The sequence below is a fragment of the Nostoc sp. FACHB-888 genome, from assembly GCF_014696655.1.
GTDB lineage: Bacteria > Cyanobacteriota > Cyanobacteriia > Cyanobacteriales > Nostocaceae > Nostoc.
Genome location: NZ_JACJQM010000020.1, coordinates 1 through 20,382, shown reverse-complemented (window position 1 = coordinate 20,382; position 20,382 = coordinate 1). Strand labels below are relative to the sequence as shown.

Below are 20,382 nucleotides of genomic sequence, written 5' to 3'. Positions count from 1 at the left end.
TCTTCTCAGCTTCTACTTTTTATTGAAAATTACCAATAGTAAGAAATTACAGTAATTCTGCAAACTTGTATTAGGTAAATAAGGATGCGATCGCGCAAGTAAAATCAGGGAATAAAGGTGAGTTCAACTCATCACCATTGAACAACGTAGCAACTAACTTTAAACTCGCTTGTTCGCGTCGATAAACTTCCAGCTGTTGCTTACGCCAATCTACAATCCAATATTCTCTAACACCTCTTGCTGAGTAAAGCTTTAGTTTAAGTTCCCTATCTCGCTTTTCATTTTCAATACCAGCAGATAAAACCTCTACTACCAGTTCTGGCGCACCAGTTAAATGCCCCGCCTCGTCCAAAAGTAGGGGCAATCTCTCATTGCTAGCCCAGACAACATCAGGAATCACATTATCATTATCGCCAAAGATTATGCCTGGAGCAGGTACGACTTGTCCTAACGAAGTAGCTTGTGACCAGGTATCCAATGGAGTAATAATTCTGACACAGACTTTTTGATGATTCCAGTGAGGCGCTCTGGTCACAAACAATTCTCCGTCAATAATTTCATAGCGGTTCCCGTTATCTGGAAACAACTCTAAATCGGCGGTAGTCCAGCGCACTCTCTCAGATATCGGCTGGTTCATAAACCATCTTTGTTAGGGGATTTACCTATTTTAGACGGATTGGGCATGGGGCATTGGGAAGAGGCAGAGGAGCAGGGAGCAGAGGGGAAAGAGTTAATTTTTTATTCTCCCTCTCATCTCCCCACTCCCCACTCCCCACTCCCTATACCACTACTTTTTCTAAACTCAATTTAGAACGCTTCACTTGCTCAGGAATCGCTACGGGATAATCTCCAGTAAAGCAGGCAGAGCAGAAACTATTGGTGTCTTCTCGTGTCGCTTCTAGCATTCCTTCCCAACTGAGATAGGCGAGGCTGTCTACTTCCAGTTGCTTGGCAATTTCTGCTACTGACTTGGTAGCAGCAATTAGCTGATCCTGAGAATCAGTATCGATGCCATAGAAGCAGGGATGAGTTACTGGCGGAGAAGAAATTCGCATGTGTACTTCCACTGCACCCGCTTCACGCAAAGTTTTAACTAATTTACGGCTAGTAGTACCCCGCACAATCGAGTCATCAACAATAATTACTCGTTTACCCGCCAGCACATCTTTAAGCGGGTTGAGTTTCATGCGAATACCTGACTCGCGCATGGTTTGGGTTGGCTGAATAAAGGTTCGTCCAACATAGCGATTTTTAATCAGTCCTTCGGCGTAAGACACACCAGAAGCTTGGGAAAATCCGATCGCAGCTGGGATACCTGAATCAGGAACACCAAAGACAATATCGGCATCTACAAAGGATTCTTTAGCTAGTTGATGTCCTAAGCGCATCCGATAACTGTACAAACTCTCGTTGTGCATGACGCTATCAGGACGGGCAAAGTAAATCATTTCAAAGATACACAGTTTCCTCTGGGGCTTTTGGCTCCAATGATAAGAAGCCAAACCTTCTTCAGTAATCCAAACTAATTCTCCTGGTTCTACGTCTCGCAGGTATTCGGCTCCAATAATATCTAAACCACAAGTCTCGGAAGCCAAAACGTAACGGACTGGATTACCAGCCAAAGTGCCAATTACCAGGGGACGAATGCCATTGGTGTCCCGAACACCCATAACGCCGTTAGGAGTGCCAATAACTAAACTAAAGGCTCCTTGGCAACGATGGAATGCCTGAATTGAACCTTCTAGCCAATCTGCACCAGCGTTGATGGCTTCTGCGATCGCAAAAGCGATCATTTCTGAGTCTGTTGTCGTGACTAAGTTGTATTGTTTCTCAATCAACTCTTGACGTAATTTTACTGTATTGACTAGATTGCCATTATGTGCTAGAGCTAATGAACCTAAACGGGTTTCCAGCACTGCGGGTTGGGCATTAACTTTGCGGCTAGAACCTGTGGTGGAATAACGAGTGTGACCAACAGCAAGGCTACCAGGCAACTGATCCAATATGGATTCATTAAAGACTTGAGACACCAAGCCCATATCTTTGTGAAGGTGTACTTGTGTACCCTCAAAGGTGGCAATACCAGCTGATTCTTGACCCCGATGCTGGAGGGCATACAATCCAAAGTAGGTCAGTTTAGCAACGTTTTCTCCTGGTGCGTAGATGCCAAAAACACCACAAGCTTCTTCTGGCTTGTCAGCCTGATTTTCATGACTATTGATTGGGTTGTTCATTTGGTCGGGGTATTCATCCGAAGTGACAGAATGAATCGAAATCATGCTAGCTTTGCTCCTGGTGGGGGGGGTCAAGTCACTGGGATTACGTATATAGATAGTTGCAGCTTTCTTAATAAATCATTAACCATCTATTAAAACAGTACCGTAATTATGATCAGAGAGGCTACTAAAATAGTTAGAAGTTTAGAGGTGAAGAGTTAGGGATTATACTGTTTATTCCTAACCCTTGCTTGTTTAACTGGGGTTAGTGGTATGGATGGCGACACGCCTAGCGATCGCATGGAAATAGCGATCATTCATATCTTCGATCCTAACTTTGATTAAGGCTTGGTTATCAGTAGTGAAAACCCCCAAACCCGTCTCGAAATTACCAACCTTACCCAGTTTTTGCCAGTCTTGACCCAAATGTTCCTGTAAATAGGATTCCCAAATTCCTTGTTGTTCTGATGCAACAGAAACTACAATCCTGGCACCGCCTTCGGCAAACAACACCTCATCTAAGCGGTTTAACTGTGTTGCTGCTATTTCTAAATAGATTTCCGCACCAAGATTACCAGCAAGACAACATTCTGCTATAGCGATCGCAACTCCCCCCTCAGCAGAATCGTGGGCTGAACGTACCCAACCATTACGAATTCCTTCACGACAAACTTTCTGGACGCGGCGTTCTAAGTCAAAATCTACTCGTGGCGGTTTTCCGGCAATAGTACTGTGGATAGTAGCTAAATACTCCGATGCTCCCAAACTGATTTTGGATGTCAGAGGCAATCCGAGAAGATAAATCACATCGCCGACTGCTTGCCAACCTTGACCACAAATTTTGGTGATATCAGGAATCAAGCCCACCATCCCCACAACTGGAGTAGGATAAATGGGTTGTGGAATACCTTGAGCATCAAGAGTTTCATTGTACAAAGAGACGTTTCCGCCTGTGACGGGTGTTGCCAGTTCTCGACAACCTTCTGCCAAACCACGACAAGCTTCTGCCAATTGCCAGTAACCAATCGGTTTTTCTGGAGAGCCAAAATTTAGGTTATCCGTTACCGCCAGAGGTTCTGCACCCACACAGCTAAGATTGCGTGCAGCTTCTGCCACCACTGCCTTAGCTCCCTCGTAAGGGTCAAGATAAACATAACGAGGATTGCAATCTACTGTTGCCGCCACTCCTGATTTTAGATTTGGGATTTGGGATTTTAGATTGGGGATTTGTTCTAGGGGGCGCAAACGGATAACAGCCGCATCTGCACCACCTGGCAGTATTACTGTATTATTTTGTACTTGATGGTCATACTGACGATATACCCAGTTTTTAGATGCGATCGTAGGTGTATCGAGCAAAGTTAACAGAATATCATTCCAACTTTGCACGCCTTCTTGGAGTTTTATTCCAGCAGTTGTGCAAGGAGGTAAGGAATCAGGTGTCCATTCCCAAGCTAGACGCGCATATTCTGGCGGTTCTGTCAACAACTCGCGGTTATATAGTGGGGTATTCTCCGCCAAAGCCTCGGCGGGAATTTCTGCTGCAACTTCACCCTGAAAGAGAATCCGCACGATCGGTTCAGCGATGACACTACCAGCGACAACAGCTTGAAGTCCCCAACGGTGGAAAATGTCGATTAATTCCTGCTCACGCCCCTTGTGGGCAACGAATAGCATTCGTTCTTGAGATTCCGAAAGTAGATATTCATACGGAACCATCCCCCTTTCTCTTGCGGGAATTTTATTTAAATCTAGTTCAATTCCCACACCGCCTTTTGCTGCCATCTCTGAAGTAGAACAGGTGATACCGGCTGCTCCCATATCCTGGGCGGCGACAACTGCACCTGTTTTAAAAGCTTCCAGACAAGCTTCAATTAACGACTTTTCCAAAAATGGATCGCCCACTTGTACGGCAGGGCGATCGTCTATTGACTGATCGCTCAATTCTGCACTGGCAAAACTCGCGCCTCCCATGCCATCGCGCCCGGTGGTGGAACCAACATAAAGCACGGGGTTGCCTAAGCCAGATGCTCCAGATTTGACGATTTCTGATGTTTCCATCAACCCTAGTGCCATAACGTTCACTAGTGGATTACCAGAATAAGCAGGGTCAAAGTACACTTCGCCGCCAACGGTGGGTACTCCCACACAATTACCATAATGTGAAATTCCTGCCACTACGCCTTGGAACAGCCTTTGAGTTTTGGCATCTTCTAGGGAACCGAAGCGCAGGGAATTTAATAGAGCAATGGGACGCGCACCCATTGTAAAAATATCTCTGAGAATACCGCCTACTCCCGTTGCTGCACCTTGAAATGGTTCTACAGCTGATGGGTGGTTGTGGGATTCAATCTTAAAAGCCAGTTGGAGTCCGTCGCCCAAATCTACAACACCAGCATTTTCACCAGGCCCCACGAGGATGCGGGGCCCCTCAGTGGGAAATTGTTTGAGTAGAGGTCGAGAATTTTTGTAACAGCAATGTTCTGACCACATCACCCCAAACATTCCTAGTTCAGCTTTGTTGGGATGACGTCCTAACCGACGGACAATTTCTGCGTATTCTTCTGGTTTAAGACCTTCAGCAGCTATTTCTTGAGGAGAAAAGGAAGCAGGAGATGTGGCGGTCATGAAAATAATGCACCAATTGTATAGAGCATTATTCTATCGATTTACTTGCCCTGTAGGTGCAGTTCTACGATGGTTCATGGCTAAATGTTAAAAATTAACTAAATAAATAGATTTACTCAATAAAATATTCGTAATACGTCTAAAGACAAATTGTATTAAATCTTAAGATAGTAGTAATTATACTGAGTAATAAGTAATAAAATTTTATTTTTTGTAATAATGTATAAGTAATTTTCAGGCTATAGAAATGGTTATCAGCCTGTCAGACGAGACATTATTCTGAACGCAAAAACAATTTATAGGATGCGATGCCTGTAGCGAACTACGCCTACACACCTACGTAAATATAGCTATTTAAGCTTAATTCAGAGGATTTTGATTATGCCTAGACTAACAGTTCCACCAAATTTCATTGGCACCACTGGTTCTGACACTTTAATCGGAGAACAGTTAAATGTATCTGTGGCAATTGGCATTGATATTTTAACTGGAGGTTTTATTTGTACGCGCTCAGAAAAAGACACGATTACTGGTATCGGTACAGGCATAAACGACCTCGAAGGTAACGGTAACGGCGGTACTGGGACAGGCATTGCCAATGGTGGCAAACTGAATGCAGGCGATGGAGAAGACACGATCGCAGGCACAGGCAATGGCGGCAACGGTGGCAAGGGCATCGAACTCGCTCCTGGAGGCAATGGTGGTAGTGCGATCGGCATCGCCAATAGTGGCAGTCTGAATACAGAGAACCGAAACGACGCGATCACAGGTACAGGTACTGGCGGCAACGGCGGCATGGGTGGCAACGGCGGCGATGGTGGTAGTGCGATCGGCATCACCAATAGTGGCAGTCTGAATACAGGGAACGGACAAGACACGATTACAGGCACTGGTCAGGGCGGCAACGGTGGCAGGACTAACGAAAGTATGCTAATCCCTGGTGACGGTGCAGCTGGAACTGGCATCACCAATACTGGCACTTTAAATACAGGGGATGGAGAAGACACGATCACTGGCATCGGTACAGGCGGTAATGGCGGTAGTAGCGGAGGTGGAAATCCTGACGACGGGGGCGCCATAATCGGGGTCGGTGGAGCTGGGATAGGCATCACTAACAGTGGCAATTTTAATACAGGGGACGGAAAAGATAGGATCGTCGGTACAGGGAAGGGCGGCAATGGCGACTTTATTTTTGGTAATCGCGGCAACGGCGGAACTGGGACAGGCATCACTAACACTGGCAATTTTAATACAGGGGACGGAGAAGACACGATCGCCAGTACTGGTACGGGTGGCAACGGCAGCAATGGCCGCAACGGTGGCGGCCCCGGTGGAGATGGTATCGGCATCAGCAACAGTGGCAAACTGAATACGGCAGACAGAGAAGACACGATCACAGGTACTGGTATCGGGGGCAACGGCGGTACCACTGGCAATGCGGGAGGTGGTGACGGCGGAACTGGGACTGGCATCGCCAACAGTGGTAGTTTGAATACAGGGAATGCAAAAGACACGATCACAGGTACTGGTATCGGCGGCAACGGCGGCAGCAGCGTTGGCAACGGTAGGGGTGGTACTGGCACAGGCATCAGCATCAGTAACAATGGCAGTCTGAATGCAGGAGACGGAGAAGACACGATCACCGGCATTGGTACTGGAGGCAACGACATCAACGGCGGCGTCAGCAACGGCACAGGTAGTGGGATCGGCATCGCTAACAGTGGCACTCTAAATGCAGGAAACGGAGAAGACACAATCACCGGTATCGGTACTACTGGCATCCCCAACTTTATCTACTTCGACGTCATCAGCGTTACTGGGACAGGCATCGCTAACAGTGGCACTCTAAATGCAGGGGACGGAAAAGATACGATCGCGGGTACAGGAACTGGCAGCAACGGCGATAATGATGGCAACGGTGGAGCTGGGACAGCTGGGACAGGCATCGCTAACAGTGGCACTCTAAATGCAGGAGGCGGAGAAGACACAATCACTGGTATCGGTACTGGCGGTAACGGCGGGATCGCCCGTAATGACGGCGGAACTGGGATCGGCATCACCAACAGTGGCAAACTGGATACAGGAGACGGAGAAAACACGATTATCGGAACTGGTACTGGTGGCATCGGCAACCTTACTTCTGATGGCATCGGCAATGCTGGTGTTGGAATCGGCATCCAGAACGCTAAAGACGGCACCATCACTACAGGGTGGCGCAATGACACGATTACGGGTTATGGGAACAGTTCTGGAACAAACGCCACCGCCTATGGCATCGTCAACGATGGAGTGATTGAAACCGACAAGGGTTCTGACAAGCTAACCGGACAGGCTACAGCCACAATTGGTGGTACTGCATACGGCATTTATGGACAAGGAATCATCAAGACTGGCGATGGCAATGACTCTGTTATCGCCACCAGTATCCTAGATGGAGTTCAACAAAAAGTCTCTATCGGTGGCGGCATCAGCATTGATTTGGGTACTGGGAATGACTACTTCAAAGGCTTTGGGCAAGCAACTGTTGATGGCGGGGACGGTTTTGATACCCTCGATTTGAGAGCTTTCAATCGCTCCCAACTGCTGGTATCTGGTGTGATTTCTGGCAATACCGTTAAAAGTGCCAACATCACTTTCAACAACAATGAAAACTCCATTAGCTTATCTACCACTGGCTTTGAAAAATTTATCTTTGCAGATAGCTCTTTCTACTACAGCACTTTGGCAAACGGGGCATAGGTTTGTTAATTCTTCTATCTGGTGTTTTAAACTTTGGAGAAAGTTCAAGTATAAAACTAATCATTTTACTGAACTTAAAGGGCAAGAATAAATCATGAAAATGCACTCTGGGAGACAGAGAATTATTCTATCGATTTACTTGCCTTGTAGATGCAGTTCTAGAAATGCAGGTAATTCTTCTTTGGATATTTCTTTTTGAACTACTTGAATTACCAAGTTGTAAGCTTGCTCTTGAGATAGGTTGAAAGTGTAGCCATTTAAGTTCAAAAAAGTAAGCATAACAGCGAAAGCGGTGCGCTTGTTGCCATCAATAAACGGATGGTTCATTGCTAAATGGTACAGGTACGCTGCTGCTTGCTCGTGAATTGTTAGATGGAGAAGTTCACCGTCAAAAGTAGCTTGAGGTTGTGCCAGTGCTGAATCTAGCAAACCTTCGTCTCTAACACCTGATGTTCCACCAAATCTTTGAATTTGGCGTTGGTGAATATCTAAGACTTGAGAAATAATCAAAAATTTAGGAGTCTGCAAGGCGCTGGAAAACCTCTTCCCATTTCTTTTCAACTGCTAAATAAGCCTGCCATACCTCTTCATCTGAGGCAATCTGATTTGAGGCAATATTTTCTAACTTGTCTTCATTTTGTTCAATCTCGCGGAAAGATTGGGGAAAATTAGGAATATTTAATAATACTTTTTCAGTAACTTCTTTTTCTTGTGTTTCTTGCAAATAAGCCAGAAACGCAACTGCTACTCGCAACTTTTCAATAGAAAGTTGACGCAAACGGCTTTCGGCTTCTGATAAATAGGTGCTGTGCTTTTCTTCTGTTGCCATCGTTACCCCAAGCTAGGTTCGTTACCAGTTGTGAATCAGTTTTGCTGCTAACTCTAGCTTATCGCGCTATTGTTATTTACTCAATGAAGGCAACTGCAAAAACACTTAATTTCTTAGCCAATTAAGCTGAAGGTTGATAATTTGAGTAATTTTACTATTATTACAAATAAAGGCTTGTTTGTAAAATTAAGATTAACTAAATGCAACATTATTAAAGTATTAAAATGAATTTTCCTATAATCTTTATTCAGGTTTGTCACAGTCCTAATCCATTGGAATGGACTATTATTATTGCTATAGTCGGCGCAATTTCAGTTGGTTCGGGTATAGCTGCTACTGGGATTGTTTCTATTGCAAGTACAGTAATAACAATGCTTATAGCAGGAGCTAGCATGGAAGCGATATCAGCAGCAGTAGGAGCAATGCTTAATACAATTGGTGCAGCCACCGCATCACTTGAATTAGTAGCTGTGTTGGTGAATGGCGTTAAAAATATTTTGGGATGCTAATTAATTTATGTTGCAAAGCACGATGCCTACGCCGAGAAGCTACGCATTTCTAATTTTGTGTAAATTTAAGCGCGATATATAAAGATAACTTAACTAAATAAGACGTGTGCAATTTTCTACATTGTAATTTGCGGATATCTACTGGTATTCATAGCTTCTTCGGGTATATGCAGTTAAGTTGTAACAATCATGTGACGAGAATCACACATATCTATGATTAGGATCGTCTCTTTGCGATCGCTAACTAGGCATAATTAATGACAACTGAACTCTAGCCGAGTCATTAATAGGGAACACACTTAATAGCCGACAGCCTTTATCAAGGACTGTCGGTTTTTTGTGTCCGTATGGCCTTCATCCTTTGAAAAATGCCCCATAGTTATACTTAAAAAATAAATTTCCCCACAACTGGTTAGTAACTTGACAGAGATTTTGCCACAGCCACTACCAAGTGTGGGGAGGGTATGATCAAATTGGGTATCTTATGCCTATCGAGCGCTTATTGCACTCACTATAGTAGACCGGAAGTATACTCCTAGAACCAGCACACACTTTGTATTAAGACATCGCTTGAATGATGTAATCAAAGTAGGGCCCTGCTTCGGCTGCGTCTTCTGCACTCAGTAAGCTAAGGGAAGCTGTTTTGAGGGAATTGATCGCTTCTACCATTCCAGGCACGGGAACGCCCAATGAATTGTACATTTCCCGCACACCAATCAAACCAATTTTTTCAATTGGCTCTTTATCACCGGCAAGCACACCATAAGTAATTAGACGCAAGTACCAGCCAAAATCGCGGATACATAGAGAGCGTTGGCGTTCTCCGTAAGCATTACCTCCGGGGGAGATAAAGTCAGGACGCTTCTGCCAAAGTTGTTTGGTTGCTTCTTGAACTATCTTTTTTTCGTTTTCGGCTAAGGTAGCCGCAATCCGCGTCCGTTGTACGCCGGTTTCCAAAAAGTCTTTGATGTTTTTAAGTTCGCCACTGCTGGGATAACGCAGTTCGTCGTCGGCTTTGAGAATAACTTGGCTAATTACAGTCATGATTATTGAAATCACCTGAAATATTATCTGTTAGTTTAGCGAGTTGGAGGTACACAAGTGAAGGGATACGAGCTAGTTATGTATTGAACTTATCTATTTGGGGACAGGGGGACAAGGAGAATAACCATGCCCAATGCCCTATGCCCAATAACAAATGACTAATGACTAATGACTAAAATAATTTGGCAACAGGGTGAATTAATTGAAGTGACGATCGCTAACCTGAGTGATACAGGTGATGGTGTGGGACGCGCTGATGAGCGTGTAGTGTTTGTCCCAGATACTGTCCCAGGCGATCGCGCCATTGTCCGCTTGGTTCATGTTAAACCAAAATACGGCCACGGGAAGCTCCATGAGCTATTGGAACCATCTCCCCACCGTATCCGACCTAGTTGTATTGTGGCGGATAAGTGCGGTGGTTGCCAGTGGCAGCATATTGATTATGATTACCAGCTAGTAGCCAAGCAAAACCAAGTTATCCAAGCTTTGGAGCGCATTGGCGGTTTTGTCCAACCATCGGTAGATCCGGTACTCGCCGCCGCTTCCGCTTTAGGTTATCGTAATAAATCTACATATCCTCTCTTGCTATCAGCAACGGGACAGGTACAAGCTGGTTACTACCAAAAAGGTAGTCACCAATTAATTAATTTAAATCAATGTCCAGTCCAAGATTCACGATTAAATCCCTTACTTGCCGAAGTCAAGCAGGATATTCAACAACGGGGTTGGCGAATCTATGACGAACAGCGCCATCTTGGGCAAATTCGCCATCTTGGTTTACGCATTGGCCGACACACTGGAGAAATGTTGTTGACTTTGGTGGTGAAAGACTGGAATTTATCAGGAATTGAAACCCAAGCGCAGGAATGGTTAAAGCGTTATCCGCAGTTAGTAGGAGTGTCGCTCAACCGCAATAGCGATCGCACAAATGCTATCTTTGGATCAGAAACCCGTTGCATCGCTGGAGTCCCACACCTGCGTGAAAATTTTGCTGGACTGGAATTTCAAGTGCGCCCAGACACATTTTTCCAAGTGTATACAGAAACAGCAGAGGCACTATTGCAGGTAATTGAATCAGAACTCAATCTTCAAGGGCATGAGTTGCTAGTTGATGCCTATTGTGGTATTGGGACTTTAACTTTACCCCTTGCCAAAAAAGTACGGATTGCCACAGGATTAGAAGTGCAACCAGCAGCAGTGGAACAAGCTATTTTGAATGCCCACCGCAACGGAATTGATAATGTGACATTCCAAGTTGGCGCAGTAGAGAAATTGCTTCCCAAAATGGGCACAATACCAGAAGTAGTAATACTCGATCCGCCACGTAAGGGGTGTGATCGCGCAGTCATCGATACTTTACGGCAATTGAAACCATCTCGGATCGTTTACGTCAGTTGTAAAGTAGCCACCCTCGCCCGTGACCTGAAATTGCTTTGTCAAGATGGGCAATATACTATCACACGGGTACAACCTGCTGATTTTTTTCCTCAAACTGCTCATGTTGAAGCTGCCGCCTTTCTTGCGCTATCAGATTCGCACAAGGATAGTAATTCCTTTACAAAAACTGAAATTTGAAATTTTTAGTCTAGTGCATACTAAAGATGCTAAAATTGAATTAAGGCAAAAATAAAAATTCATTTTGTTTAAATAAATTCAAGCTGCATAGGTTCTTAGAAATATGAATTGGATTGTGTAAATGATAAATCGGCAACTAACTAGAGTATGCCAATACTCTGTCAAATTACTAGCATCTTTTTAAGTTGCTGAATCCATTATCAAAAGTATTCCAGCCCTTATCTATCTAAGCAATCCCAACTCATACTATAGAGCAAATGCTCCCTAGCATTTTCAAAATTTAGTTTTAAAGACGCAAGTTTGAAGGCAGCATGACCACCTCAAGTTTTATCAGGGTGCCTGTAATAGCAAACTGATGTCTAGCTAACTGAAAGCTATGGGGTTTCTCTTGTGATTACAATTTCACTCCGTCCAGTTGCACGTTATTGGGGCACTATTAGTTTTGCCTCAACGCTCTACCTTTGCCCAATCTTAGATTTACTGTTGGCAGAAATCCCAGCTAAATTACAAGCAGAACTGCGGCTAGGACTTCAAGAAGCCCTAGTAAACGCAGCTAAACATGGCAATAATCTTGATCCAAGTAAAACAGTTGTAGTTCGTTTTTCTTTAATAGATAATCAATATTGGTGGGTAATATCAGATCAGGGTAGCGGCTTTACTCCTGCATCTACTAGTCAAGAAGAGCCAACAGACTATTTACCACCAGATGAATCAGAGAGTGGCCGTGGTTTATGTCTTCTCCATCAAATTTTTGATCAGGTAGAGTGGAACCGCAAAGGCACAGAATTGAGGCTTTGTAAACAAATGGAAAATCGCCGAGGACTATCTCTGCGACGGGAACGTAATTAGGAGTTAGGAGTTAAAAATTAGGAGTTGAATAATAATTCATAACTCCTAACTCTTAACTCCTAACTTTTGCCGTGAGTTGGACAGGGAGGGGCAGAAATGGAGCGATCTAACCAACCAATTGCTTGTTCTAATCTAGCTTGAGCTTCTTGTGGCTGATTCTTTAAAAGATACACAATCGCTGCTGCCACTTGTTCATTAGCGCGGGAATTGCGGTTAGACTTGAGGCGATGCCAATCGTTAGGGGAAATGCTCAGTCTTTCCATAAGGGCTTGAGCAAGTTCTAGAGTACTAAGTTCATTCAGTTGACTGGTTTTCGGCAGCTGGGTAGATTGGGACATAACTATTGGCACATTTGCATTTACTTCTACTGTACTACTTGTAAATGAAGCCGCCTAAACAATCACAGCCGTCAGCAGAAAATCCCGAACCAGATTTTGAACAAGAACTAGAGGAAGTAGAGCGATCGCTCCTATCCTTAAAAGAACGTTACGATCAAGTGCAACGCGATCGCCAACAACAGGCACAATGGCAACAGCGCCGGGATCAACTAAAGCACAATAAATCTCAGACACCAGAAATCAAAGCAGAGTTACGGCACATTCAACAGCAGTTGGAAATGCTAGAAGTGAACTTAGAAAGCCAGTTATTTTCTTGGCGTAGCCTCAAAAAACCTTTCTGGCAAGTCGTCCGCTTTGGTGGAATGGGCGTTATCATAGGCTGGATATTAAAGTCTTATGCTGGGTAAATATGGCAAATCGACGGATTGCAGAAATATTGCGAAGTGGTCAACCTGATGAGTCTCTCCTAGTTCAAGGCTGGGTGCGGACAAAGCGCGAGTCCAAAGGGTTTGCTTTTATTGAAGTCAATGACGGCTCATCACTAGCTAATTTGCAAGCCGTCATTAATCAGGATTTGCCAGATTACGAAGCTATCTTGAAAAAACTCAATACAGGTGCTGCTGTCGAGGTGACAGGGGTACTAGTGGCTTCTCTTGGTAAAGGACAACGGATTGAGTTGAAAGCCGAATCCGTGAAAGTTTACGGAGAAGCTGATCCCGATACATATCCCCTGCAAAAGAAACGCCATTCCTTTGAGTTTCTGCGAACCATTGGACATTTGCGATCGCGTACTAATTCCTTTGGTGCAGTTTTCCGTGTCAGAAATGCTTGTTCAACAGCAATTCACCAATTTTTCCAAGAAAGAGGTTTTTTGTGGGTACACACACCCATCATTACCGCTAGCGATTGCGAAGGCGCGGGTGAACTCTTTAGCGTTACCAGTTTAGATTTAAAGAATATTCCCCGCACACAAAATCAAGCAGTAGATTACAGCCAAGACTTTTTCGCTAAACCCACATATTTAACAGTTAGCGGCCAGTTGGAAGCGGAAGTGATGGCGATGGCGTTTAGTAACGTCTACACCTTCGGCCCTACCTTCCGTGCAGAAAATTCCAACACCTCCCGCCACCTAGCAGAATTTTGGATGGTTGAGCCAGAAATGGCTTTTTGTGACTTAGAAGGCGATATGGATTTAGCTGAAGCATTTCTCAAACACATTTTTAAATATGTGTTGGAAACTTGCCCAGAAGATATGGAATTTTTCAATGAACGCATTGATAAGTCTGTGTTGGCGACAGCCGAAAATATTATTAATAATGAGTTTGAACGGTTAACTTACACAGAAGCCATCAAACTTTTAGAAAAAGCTGATGTTAAATTTGAATATCCAGTGAGTTGGGGTTTAGATTTACAATCAGAACATGAACGGTACTTGGCTGAACAATTATTTAAAAAGCCTGCGATCGTTACAGATTATCCAGCGCAAATCAAAGCTTTTTATATGCGCTTGAATGACGATGAAAAAACCGTCCGTGCAATGGATATTCTCGCACCCAAAATTGGCGAAATTGTCGGCGGTTCACAGCGTGAAGAACGCTTAGAAGTTCTAGAACGCCGTATATTAGCGCAAGGCTTAAAGCCAGAAGACTTGTGGTGGTATCTTGATTTGCGTCGTTATGGTACTGTCCCCCACGCTGGTTTTGGATTAGGTTTTGAACGACTCGTGCAATTTATGACGGGTATGGGAAATATTCGTGATGTGATTCCGTTCCCGCGTACACCACAAAGTGCAGAGTTTTAGTTGGAGAATTTCAATCAGGCCATTAGAAATTGCGTCTGCACGGACTTATAAAAACTTTGAAACCCGCATTAGCGGGTTTTCCTTGTATAGCCACGTGTTTTATAAAGCGACTCATTAAAATTTAAGATTTTTGAATCTCCTCTTGTAAAATTTGAATTTGTTCAATAGATAATTCAGTAACTTGAGCAATTTGCTCTAAACCCATTCCAATTCGCAACAAATTTAAAGCCAACTTTCTTGTTGTTTCTGCTTTACCTTTGGCTTCACCTTCTGCTTTACCTTTAGCTTCGCCTTCTTCTAGGATTTGTTGATAAATGACTGATTCGCGCATAATCTCACTCCTTAAAATCTTGCTAATTACATTTTTATTTAACACCAGACCTGCTAAAATGCCACTGGCAGCAGCTATATTTGTTTGTAGCTGGCGATCGCTAATTGCTTCAACTACTTTGGCTACTTGGGTTAATACCATTGTAGGAGCGTTTGTCTGACTTAGCACGGCAAAGGGTAATAGACCTGGAATACTCATAAACCTGTCTGTAGGTTGTTCCCATAGCCGTATTACTTCAAACTGATGGTAAGTGTTGTTTAATCTAAAAGTGTTTTCACTAACTAATTGTGAACTTGTCTTTCTCAAATAGATTACTATTTGACGCATTTCTTTGTTAGGAAAGCGGCGATAAACCCTGGTAAAACAGTAAAATAACCATCTGGTTCTACCTTGGGAATACCCGCACTGTTTAGCTGACTCAAAACCTTTGCTTCCTGCTGAAACAGTTCAATGGCTTTGGGGTTATTCTCAGTCAGCACTTTTAAAACTTTAGTTTTCCCACGCTCGTCAACTTCAAAAGTGTTACCAAAGCCACCTTGTCCTAGTTGTTTGATTACCCGATAGCGACCTTGCAACAGTATTTCTGACCCACAGTTACGGCAAATAAGGTTGTCTGCATTCACCGGGTCAATAGGTTTTGGACAATGGGGATTTATACAATAGGTCATTACACAGAAGTAAATATCCTAAAGAATCGATTTTTATTGATATTTAAACAGAGCGTTAAACCTATGAGGTTCTATTAATAGAGTTCCCTAAAACTTTAATAAAGTAACATATATAGCAGTTTTGACTTCAGTATCAAATTTCATACACAATAAATTAGGGTTACAACAATTGTTGTAACCCTACGATTCGCTATATTTAATTTGCTCGAAAACCCCCATCAAACAACAATTAAGCTCATAACTACCGAATTATGAGCAATTCTTCACATTTACTACATCTAGTTTAATGGTTTGCCAAGATAAATACTTTCTTGCTTGCCTACGTGGGATAAGTGACGCTACTGTTAAAAGAATTGTGCATAGTAAAACCTCCATCCCAGAAGTCGAGTAGGAAGCTAGAATGGCAATTCCAAATAAACAAGTAAAATCTAATACCGATATTTTAGATAATAGACGCACCCAAACTCGCATCCAAGTTCGCATTCCTAAAGATTTACATGAGGAACCAGTCATTTCACGACTGGTTTCTCACTATGGGGTCATAGTCATTATTGCTGATGCTCAGGTAAGTACAAACGTGCCACAATATAGCTTCTTCAATCTGGAACTGCGAGGTACTGTTTCTCAGATTGAGAGCGCCCTAACTTACCTGGATGAACTGGATTTAGAAGTTTTGCACCAATCCAGCCCTGAAGAAGATGGTTGGTAGATTTAGTTAGGAGTTAGGAGTTCAAAAATTCATAACTCCTAACTTTTAACTCTTAACTTTGTTTAAGCCATTTGATTTTCGATCGCCCACCGCGCTAGTTCAGTGCGGTTGTGGAGATTAGTTTTGCCCAACATATTGGACACATGGCTTTCAACCGTGCGCTGACTAACATTTAGTTCTTCAGCAATTTCCCGGTTAGCTAAACCCCTAGCGACAAACTGGACTACTTTCAGTTCGGTTGGGGTTAATTGCACATCGAAGGGAACCTGGATGCGGGAACCGTTTTCGCCTCCTTTAGCTTGGTGTTCTTTCCAACGGATAGTTTGTTTCAGCGAGGATTCAACTTGCGCTACGAGCTCTTCTGGTTCAAAAGGTTTGACCATATAAACATCAGCACCTTTATTCAGACCCTTAACTCGGTCTGCACTTTGTCCCTTAGCTGAAAGGAAAAGAACCGGAATCCAGCTGGTGCGTTCGTTTTGCCGGACTTGTTCTACAAAAGTATATCCGTCCATTTCCGGCATCATCACATCGCAGATGATCATGTCTGGAACATCTTGCTCTAAAATTTCCAGAGCTTCACGTCCATTTTCGGCGGTGATAACTTCATATCCCCGGAATTCTAAGTAATCCTTCACCAGCAAGATGAGGTTAGGGTCATCATCAATCAATAGAAGTCGTTTGTGATCTTTCATGCTGGGCTCTTTCATAGCAGTGGCACTTGTCGCGCTTCGGTCCATCAAAGTCTTGAATATTTATCCTCTATGGTGGGTTATTTGGAGGTGTTGTCCTTTTCCCTACTTAACATTGCCTTTGCTGTCTCGAAGTCTCAAAAATGCCGAGCATTTTTAAAAGACTAGTCGCTCGATAGCAAAAGTCCAGCAAGGATACGTATAGCAGTAGTATCTATAATGCGCTATTATATATCGCATTGAAAGTGGCGGGCGAGAAAACACTGATTAAATAATAATCCTTCTGACTCACAAGTAAGTATTGGCTTAAAGATGACCCTACCTCAAAACCAACCCGCACTTTCTTAAAGCTTACTGCAATAACATATCCTTCGGTTGTTAAACCTCTATGAGGTGTTCACAAGAAACTAAGGAAGTTTCTGGCAAAGGATGGGTTAAAAATGCATATTCTTGTACCACCTCATTGCCTATTAAGTGTTCTTGGATGATCTGCTCAATAACTTCCGGGCTTGCTTGGCGATACCAGAAACCATCAGGGTAAACCACCATTATGGGTCTAGAACAACAAACGCGCAAGCAGTTGGCTTTAGTTCTATAGACGCGAATGGGATGACTCTGTTGTGGCTCATCAAATTTTAACTCTTTAAGCCACTTTTTTAAGTATTCCCCGGATTCCAAACTAGCTCGTTTTGAGCAGCAGTTAGCAATTGTCTGGTCAGCGCCAATAAAAATGTGTCGCTGAGTTTTTGCAAATCCTAAACTTTCTACACAATTACTCAGGGATTTATGTTCTAGAGATTTAGTGGTTTTGGGGATTTGATGGCTAGACTGGATCACTGTATTGTTACTTATCGAGCGACTCCCTGATTACAGTTCTATAACAATTTCCAAGCTTTGCAAATAAAGTTGGCTGAGTAGGGAATGGGAGATTGGGCATTGGACATTGTGAAAACCCTTCACTAGTCTTGACTCCCGACTTCCTTTGACCATATAGAAATATACGTAACTTATTGAACAAAACCTGAAGGGTAAAAATAATTAAGCATTTATACTTAAGTATACTAATGAATTTCTAGTTCGGGAACCCGTACTCAAAGAATTCTTGCCATTGGATGCTACTTTTCGGTAGATTAGCACTCAGGAGTTGAGAGTGCTAAACTCTAAAAGGAAGGAAATAATATGGCAGCTTTATCTTTAAGCGTTTCTACAGTTAAACCTTTGAGCGATCGCGTTTTCGTAAAAGTGAACGCTTCTGAGGAAAAGACCGCAGGTGGTCTGTATTTGCCCGATACTGCCAAGGAAAAGCCCCAAGTAGGGGAAGTAGTGGCTCTTGGTCCTGGCAAGCGTAACGATGACGGTAGCCGTCAAGAATTGGAAATTAAAGTCGGCGATAAGGTGCTGTACTCTAAGTACGCTGGCACAGATATTAAACTCGGCACCGAAGAATATGTACTGCTTTCTGAAAAAGATATTTTAGCAGTCGTTGTTTAGTAGGAAGTGGGAAATGGGGAATAGGGAATGTCAAAAATAAAGACAATGCCCGATGCCCAATGCCCAATGCCCAATTCAAGAAAAAATTGACTTAACTCCCGGAATTTAGACACCTATGGCAAAGCGCATTATCTATAACGAAAACGCCCGTCGCGCCTTAGAACGAGGCATGGACATCTTGGCTGAGGCTGTAGCTGTTACCCTTGGACCTAAAGGTCGTAACGTAGTCCTAGAAAAGAAATTTGGCGCACCGCAAATTGTTAATGACGGTGTAACGATCGCCAAAGAAATCGAATTAGAAGACCACATTGAAAACACTGGTGTAGCTTTGATTCGTCAAGCTGCTTCTAAAACCAACGATGCCGCGGGCGATGGCACCACAACTGCTACCGTTTTAGCTCATGCGATCGTCAAAGAAGGCTTGCGGAACGTTGCAGCTGGTGCTAACGCGATTTCGCTCAAGCGCGGGATTGACAAAGCTACCAATTTCCTTGTAGAGAGAATCAAGGAACACGCCCGTCCAGTGGAAGATTCCAAAGCCATTGCCCAAGTTGGTGCGATCTCGGCTGGTAATGACGAAGAAGTCGGTCAAATGATTGCCCAAGCAATGGACAAGGTGGGTAAGGAAGGCGTAATTTCCCTAGAAGAAGGGAAATCTATGTTCACCGAGTTGGAAATCACTGAAGGGATGCGCTTTGACAAAGGCTACATCTCTCCCTATTTCGCTACCGACGCTGAACGGATGGAAGCGGTTTTTGATGAACCTTTCCTACTGCTGACTGACAAGAAAATTGCCTTAGTTCAAGACCTTGTACCAGTATTAGAGCAAGTAGCTCGTGCTGGTCGTCCTTTGGTAATTATCGCTGAAGATATCGAAAAAGAAGCTTTGGCAACCTTGGTAGTAAACCGTTTGCGCGGTGTACTCAACGTAGCTGCTGTTAAGGCTCCTGGCTTTGGCGATCGCCGCAAAGCATTGTTAGAAGACATCGCTGTTTTGACCGGCGGTCAACTAATTACTGAAGATGCTGGTCTGAAGCTAGATAACACCAAGCTAGATAGCCTGGGTAAAGCTCGCCGAATCACCATTACCAAAGACAGCACCACAATTGTTGCCGAAGGTAACGAAGTTGCTGTTAAGGCTCGTGTCGAGCAGATTCGTCGTCAAATCGATGAAACCGAATCTTCTTATGACAAAGAAAAACTGCAAGAGCGTCTTGCTAAACTCTCTGGTGGTGTCGCTGTGGTGAAAGTTGGTGCAGCGACCGAAACCGAAATGAAAGATAAGAAACTGCGCCTAGAAGACGCTATCAACGCCACTAAAGCTGCTGTGGAAGAAGGTATTGTTCCTGGCGGTGGTACAACTCTGGCTCACCTTGCTCCTGAATTGGAAGTTTGGGCAAAGAGCAATCTTAAGGATGAAGAGTTGATTGGTGCTTTGATCGTCGTTCGTGCCTTACCTGCACCTCTGAAGCGGATTGCTGAAAACGCCGGTCAGAATGGTGCTGTAATCGCTGAACGCGTGAAAGAGAAAGACTTCAACGTTGGCTACAACGCTGCGACAAACGAATTCGTCGATTTGTTAGCTGCTGGTATTGTTGACCCTGCTAAAGTGACTCGTTCTGCTTTGCAAAACGCTGCTTCCATTGCTGGTATGGTGTTGACAACCGAATGTATTATAGTTGACAAGCCTGAGCCTAAAGATAGCGCTCCTGCTGGTGCTGGCGCTGGTGGCGGCGACTTCGATTACTAATACGTAGTTACATAATTTGTAAAACAGCTGCTTCCCTTGTGGAGGCGGCTGTTTTTTTGCGTCAGGAGAAGAGGAAGAGGGTGAGTTACGACAACGCTTGTAAATATTTAGCTGATGCTGTTGGCGAAATATTTCTTTACATTTGAAAACCCTACAAATGCTAAAGCGAACAGAGGAATAAGGAAAATGGGATGATGTTAATCAACAAGCATC

Annotated in this window: 19 protein-coding genes and 1 pseudogene; 9 read left to right on the top strand and 11 right to left on the bottom strand. The window is 43.7% G+C overall.

The annotated features are described in order from the left end of the window. Positions 1 to 70: 70 nt before the first annotated feature. From H6G26_RS14865 to purL, 3 genes are all read right to left on the bottom strand, one after another. Positions 71 to 637 (bottom strand): Uma2 family endonuclease, encoded by a 567-nt coding sequence (locus tag H6G26_RS14865; RefSeq protein WP_190729992.1) that lies wholly within the window; start codon positions 635 to 637, stop codon positions 71 to 73. A gap of 142 nt (positions 638 to 779) precedes the next feature. Next, positions 780 to 2,279, bottom strand: coding sequence for an amidophosphoribosyltransferase (purF, locus tag H6G26_RS14860; protein WP_190729991.1), 1,500 nt, complete (start codon positions 2,277 to 2,279; stop codon positions 780 to 782). A gap of 192 nt (positions 2,280 to 2,471) precedes the next feature. Then, positions 2,472 to 4,844 (bottom strand): phosphoribosylformylglycinamidine synthase subunit PurL, encoded by a 2,373-nt coding sequence (gene purL, locus H6G26_RS14855; RefSeq protein ID WP_190729990.1) that lies wholly within the window; start codon positions 4,842 to 4,844, stop codon positions 2,472 to 2,474. Between the two features lie 381 nt (positions 4,845 to 5,225). Here purL and H6G26_RS14850 point away from each other — a divergent pair, with 381 nt between their 5' ends. Continuing rightward, positions 5,226 to 7,583 (top strand): hypothetical protein, encoded by a 2,358-nt coding sequence (locus H6G26_RS14850; RefSeq protein ID WP_190729989.1) that lies wholly within the window; start codon positions 5,226 to 5,228, stop codon positions 7,581 to 7,583. Positions 7,584 to 7,718: 135 nt separating this feature from the next. On the opposite strand, the gene H6G26_RS14845 is transcribed toward H6G26_RS14850, so the two are convergent. Then, positions 7,719 to 8,111, bottom strand: coding sequence for a type II toxin-antitoxin system death-on-curing family toxin (locus H6G26_RS14845; RefSeq protein WP_190729988.1), 393 nt, complete (start codon positions 8,109 to 8,111; stop codon positions 7,719 to 7,721). Beyond that, complete coding sequence (locus H6G26_RS14840) at positions 8,098 to 8,412, bottom strand: hypothetical protein (protein WP_190729987.1); 315 nt, start codon at positions 8,410 to 8,412, stop codon at positions 8,098 to 8,100. Before H6G26_RS14840 ends, H6G26_RS14845 begins: the two co-directional genes overlap by 14 nt. 224 nt (positions 8,413 to 8,636) lie before the next feature. Between H6G26_RS14840 and H6G26_RS14835 the strand changes: the two genes are divergently transcribed. Continuing rightward, the gene (locus H6G26_RS14835) at positions 8,637 to 8,921 is read left to right on the top strand and encodes a hypothetical protein (RefSeq protein ID WP_190729986.1); all 285 of its coding nucleotides are present in this window, start codon (positions 8,637 to 8,639) and stop codon (positions 8,919 to 8,921) included. A gap of 558 nt (positions 8,922 to 9,479) precedes the next feature. On the opposite strand, the gene apcD is transcribed toward H6G26_RS14835, so the two are convergent. Beyond that, entirely contained in the window at positions 9,480 to 9,965 is a 486-nt protein-coding gene (gene apcD, locus H6G26_RS14830) for an allophycocyanin subunit alpha-B (protein ID WP_190729985.1), read from the bottom strand. A 168-nt stretch (positions 9,966 to 10,133) separates the two neighbouring features. Here apcD and rlmD point away from each other — a divergent pair, with 168 nt between their 5' ends. Together rlmD and H6G26_RS14820 are read left to right on the top strand one after the other, a co-directional pair. Further along, complete coding sequence (gene rlmD, locus H6G26_RS14825) at positions 10,134 to 11,540, top strand: 23S rRNA (uracil(1939)-C(5))-methyltransferase RlmD (RefSeq protein WP_190729984.1); 1,407 nt, start codon at positions 10,134 to 10,136, stop codon at positions 11,538 to 11,540. A gap of 390 nt (positions 11,541 to 11,930) precedes the next feature. Further along, positions 11,931 to 12,389, top strand: a complete 459-nt coding sequence (locus H6G26_RS14820; RefSeq protein WP_190729983.1) for an anti-sigma regulatory factor — start codon at positions 11,931 to 11,933, stop codon at positions 12,387 to 12,389. A gap of 59 nt (positions 12,390 to 12,448) precedes the next feature. Here the strand turns inward: H6G26_RS14820 and H6G26_RS14815 are convergent, their stop codons facing one another. Continuing rightward, positions 12,449 to 12,727 (bottom strand): DUF6439 family protein, encoded by a 279-nt coding sequence (locus tag H6G26_RS14815; protein WP_094328229.1) that lies wholly within the window; start codon positions 12,725 to 12,727, stop codon positions 12,449 to 12,451. 44 nt (positions 12,728 to 12,771) lie between these two features. On the opposite strand from H6G26_RS14815, the gene H6G26_RS14810 reads away from it, so the two are divergent. Together H6G26_RS14810 and asnS are read left to right on the top strand one after the other, a co-directional pair. Continuing rightward, positions 12,772 to 13,134, top strand: a complete 363-nt coding sequence (locus H6G26_RS14810; protein WP_190729982.1) for a hypothetical protein — start codon at positions 12,772 to 12,774, stop codon at positions 13,132 to 13,134. Between the two features lie 2 nt (positions 13,135 to 13,136). Further along, the gene (gene asnS, locus H6G26_RS14805; protein ID WP_190729981.1) at positions 13,137 to 14,528 is read left to right on the top strand and encodes an asparagine--tRNA ligase; all 1,392 of its coding nucleotides are present in this window, start codon (positions 13,137 to 13,139) and stop codon (positions 14,526 to 14,528) included. Between the two features lie 121 nt (positions 14,529 to 14,649). On the opposite strand, the gene H6G26_RS14800 is transcribed toward asnS, so the two are convergent. Together H6G26_RS14800 and H6G26_RS14795 are read right to left on the bottom strand one after the other, a co-directional pair. Continuing rightward, complete coding sequence (locus H6G26_RS14800) at positions 14,650 to 15,057, bottom strand: hypothetical protein (RefSeq protein ID WP_242053722.1); 408 nt, start codon at positions 15,055 to 15,057, stop codon at positions 14,650 to 14,652. A 158-nt stretch (positions 15,058 to 15,215) separates the two neighbouring features. Next, a pseudogene (locus tag H6G26_RS14795) lies at positions 15,216 to 15,527 on the bottom strand (4-Cys prefix domain-containing protein); the annotation flags it as partial. A gap of 400 nt (positions 15,528 to 15,927) precedes the next feature. Between H6G26_RS14795 and H6G26_RS14790 the strand changes: the two are divergent. Next, complete coding sequence (locus tag H6G26_RS14790) at positions 15,928 to 16,236, top strand: NIL domain-containing protein (RefSeq protein WP_190729980.1); 309 nt, start codon at positions 15,928 to 15,930, stop codon at positions 16,234 to 16,236. A gap of 62 nt (positions 16,237 to 16,298) precedes the next feature. On the opposite strand, the gene H6G26_RS14785 is transcribed toward H6G26_RS14790, so the two are convergent. Together H6G26_RS14785 and H6G26_RS14780 are read right to left on the bottom strand one after the other, a co-directional pair. After that, positions 16,299 to 16,976 carry a response regulator transcription factor gene (locus tag H6G26_RS14785; RefSeq protein WP_012407592.1) on the bottom strand — a complete coding sequence of 226 codons (678 nt, stop codon included), beginning with the start codon at positions 16,974 to 16,976 and terminating at the stop codon, positions 16,299 to 16,301. Positions 16,977 to 17,306: 330 nt separating this feature from the next. Beyond that, a complete protein-coding gene (locus tag H6G26_RS14780) occupies positions 17,307 to 17,765 on the bottom strand; it encodes a ferredoxin (protein WP_190729979.1) in 459 nt (152 codons plus the stop codon). Positions 17,766 to 18,107: 342 nt separating this feature from the next. On the opposite strand from H6G26_RS14780, the gene groES reads away from it, so the two are divergent. After that, on the top strand, positions 18,108 to 18,419 hold the full coding sequence (groES, locus tag H6G26_RS14775) for a co-chaperone GroES (protein ID WP_190729978.1): 312 nt from the start codon (positions 18,108 to 18,110) through the stop codon (positions 18,417 to 18,419). 115 nt (positions 18,420 to 18,534) lie between these two features. Next, positions 18,535 to 20,169, top strand: a complete 1,635-nt coding sequence (groL, locus tag H6G26_RS14770; RefSeq protein WP_190729977.1) for a chaperonin GroEL — start codon at positions 18,535 to 18,537, stop codon at positions 20,167 to 20,169. Positions 20,170 to 20,382: the final 213 nt, after the last annotated feature.

Coding starts and splice junctions, on each gene's coding strand:
- H6G26_RS14865 (WP_190729992.1), bottom strand. CDS start 637: ATGAACCAGCCGATATCTGAGAGAGTGCGCTGGACTACCGCCGATTTA.
- purF (WP_190729991.1), bottom strand. CDS start 2,279: ATGATTTCGATTCATTCTGTCACTTCGGATGAATACCCCGACCAAATG.
- purL (WP_190729990.1), bottom strand. CDS start 4,844: ATGACCGCCACATCTCCTGCTTCCTTTTCTCCTCAAGAAATAGCTGCT.
- H6G26_RS14850 (WP_190729989.1), top strand. CDS start 5,226: ATGCCTAGACTAACAGTTCCACCAAATTTCATTGGCACCACTGGTTCT.
- H6G26_RS14840 (WP_190729987.1), bottom strand. CDS start 8,412: ATGGCAACAGAAGAAAAGCACAGCACCTATTTATCAGAAGCCGAAAGC.
- H6G26_RS14835 (WP_190729986.1), top strand. CDS start 8,637: ATGAATTTTCCTATAATCTTTATTCAGGTTTGTCACAGTCCTAATCCA.
- apcD (WP_190729985.1), bottom strand. CDS start 9,965: ATGACTGTAATTAGCCAAGTTATTCTCAAAGCCGACGACGAACTGCGT.
- rlmD (WP_190729984.1), top strand. CDS start 10,134: ATGACTAAAATAATTTGGCAACAGGGTGAATTAATTGAAGTGACGATC.
- H6G26_RS14815 (WP_094328229.1), bottom strand. CDS start 12,727: ATGTCCCAATCTACCCAGCTGCCGAAAACCAGTCAACTGAATGAACTT.
- H6G26_RS14810 (WP_190729982.1), top strand. CDS start 12,772: ATGAAGCCGCCTAAACAATCACAGCCGTCAGCAGAAAATCCCGAACCA.
- asnS (WP_190729981.1), top strand. CDS start 13,137: ATGGCAAATCGACGGATTGCAGAAATATTGCGAAGTGGTCAACCTGAT.
- H6G26_RS14800 (WP_242053722.1), bottom strand. CDS start 15,057: ATGAGTATTCCAGGTCTATTACCCTTTGCCGTGCTAAGTCAGACAAAC.
- H6G26_RS14790 (WP_190729980.1), top strand. CDS start 15,928: ATGGCAATTCCAAATAAACAAGTAAAATCTAATACCGATATTTTAGAT.
- H6G26_RS14785 (WP_012407592.1), bottom strand. CDS start 16,976: ATGGACCGAAGCGCGACAAGTGCCACTGCTATGAAAGAGCCCAGCATG.
- groES (WP_190729978.1), top strand. CDS start 18,108: ATGGCAGCTTTATCTTTAAGCGTTTCTACAGTTAAACCTTTGAGCGAT.
- groL (WP_190729977.1), top strand. CDS start 18,535: ATGGCAAAGCGCATTATCTATAACGAAAACGCCCGTCGCGCCTTAGAA.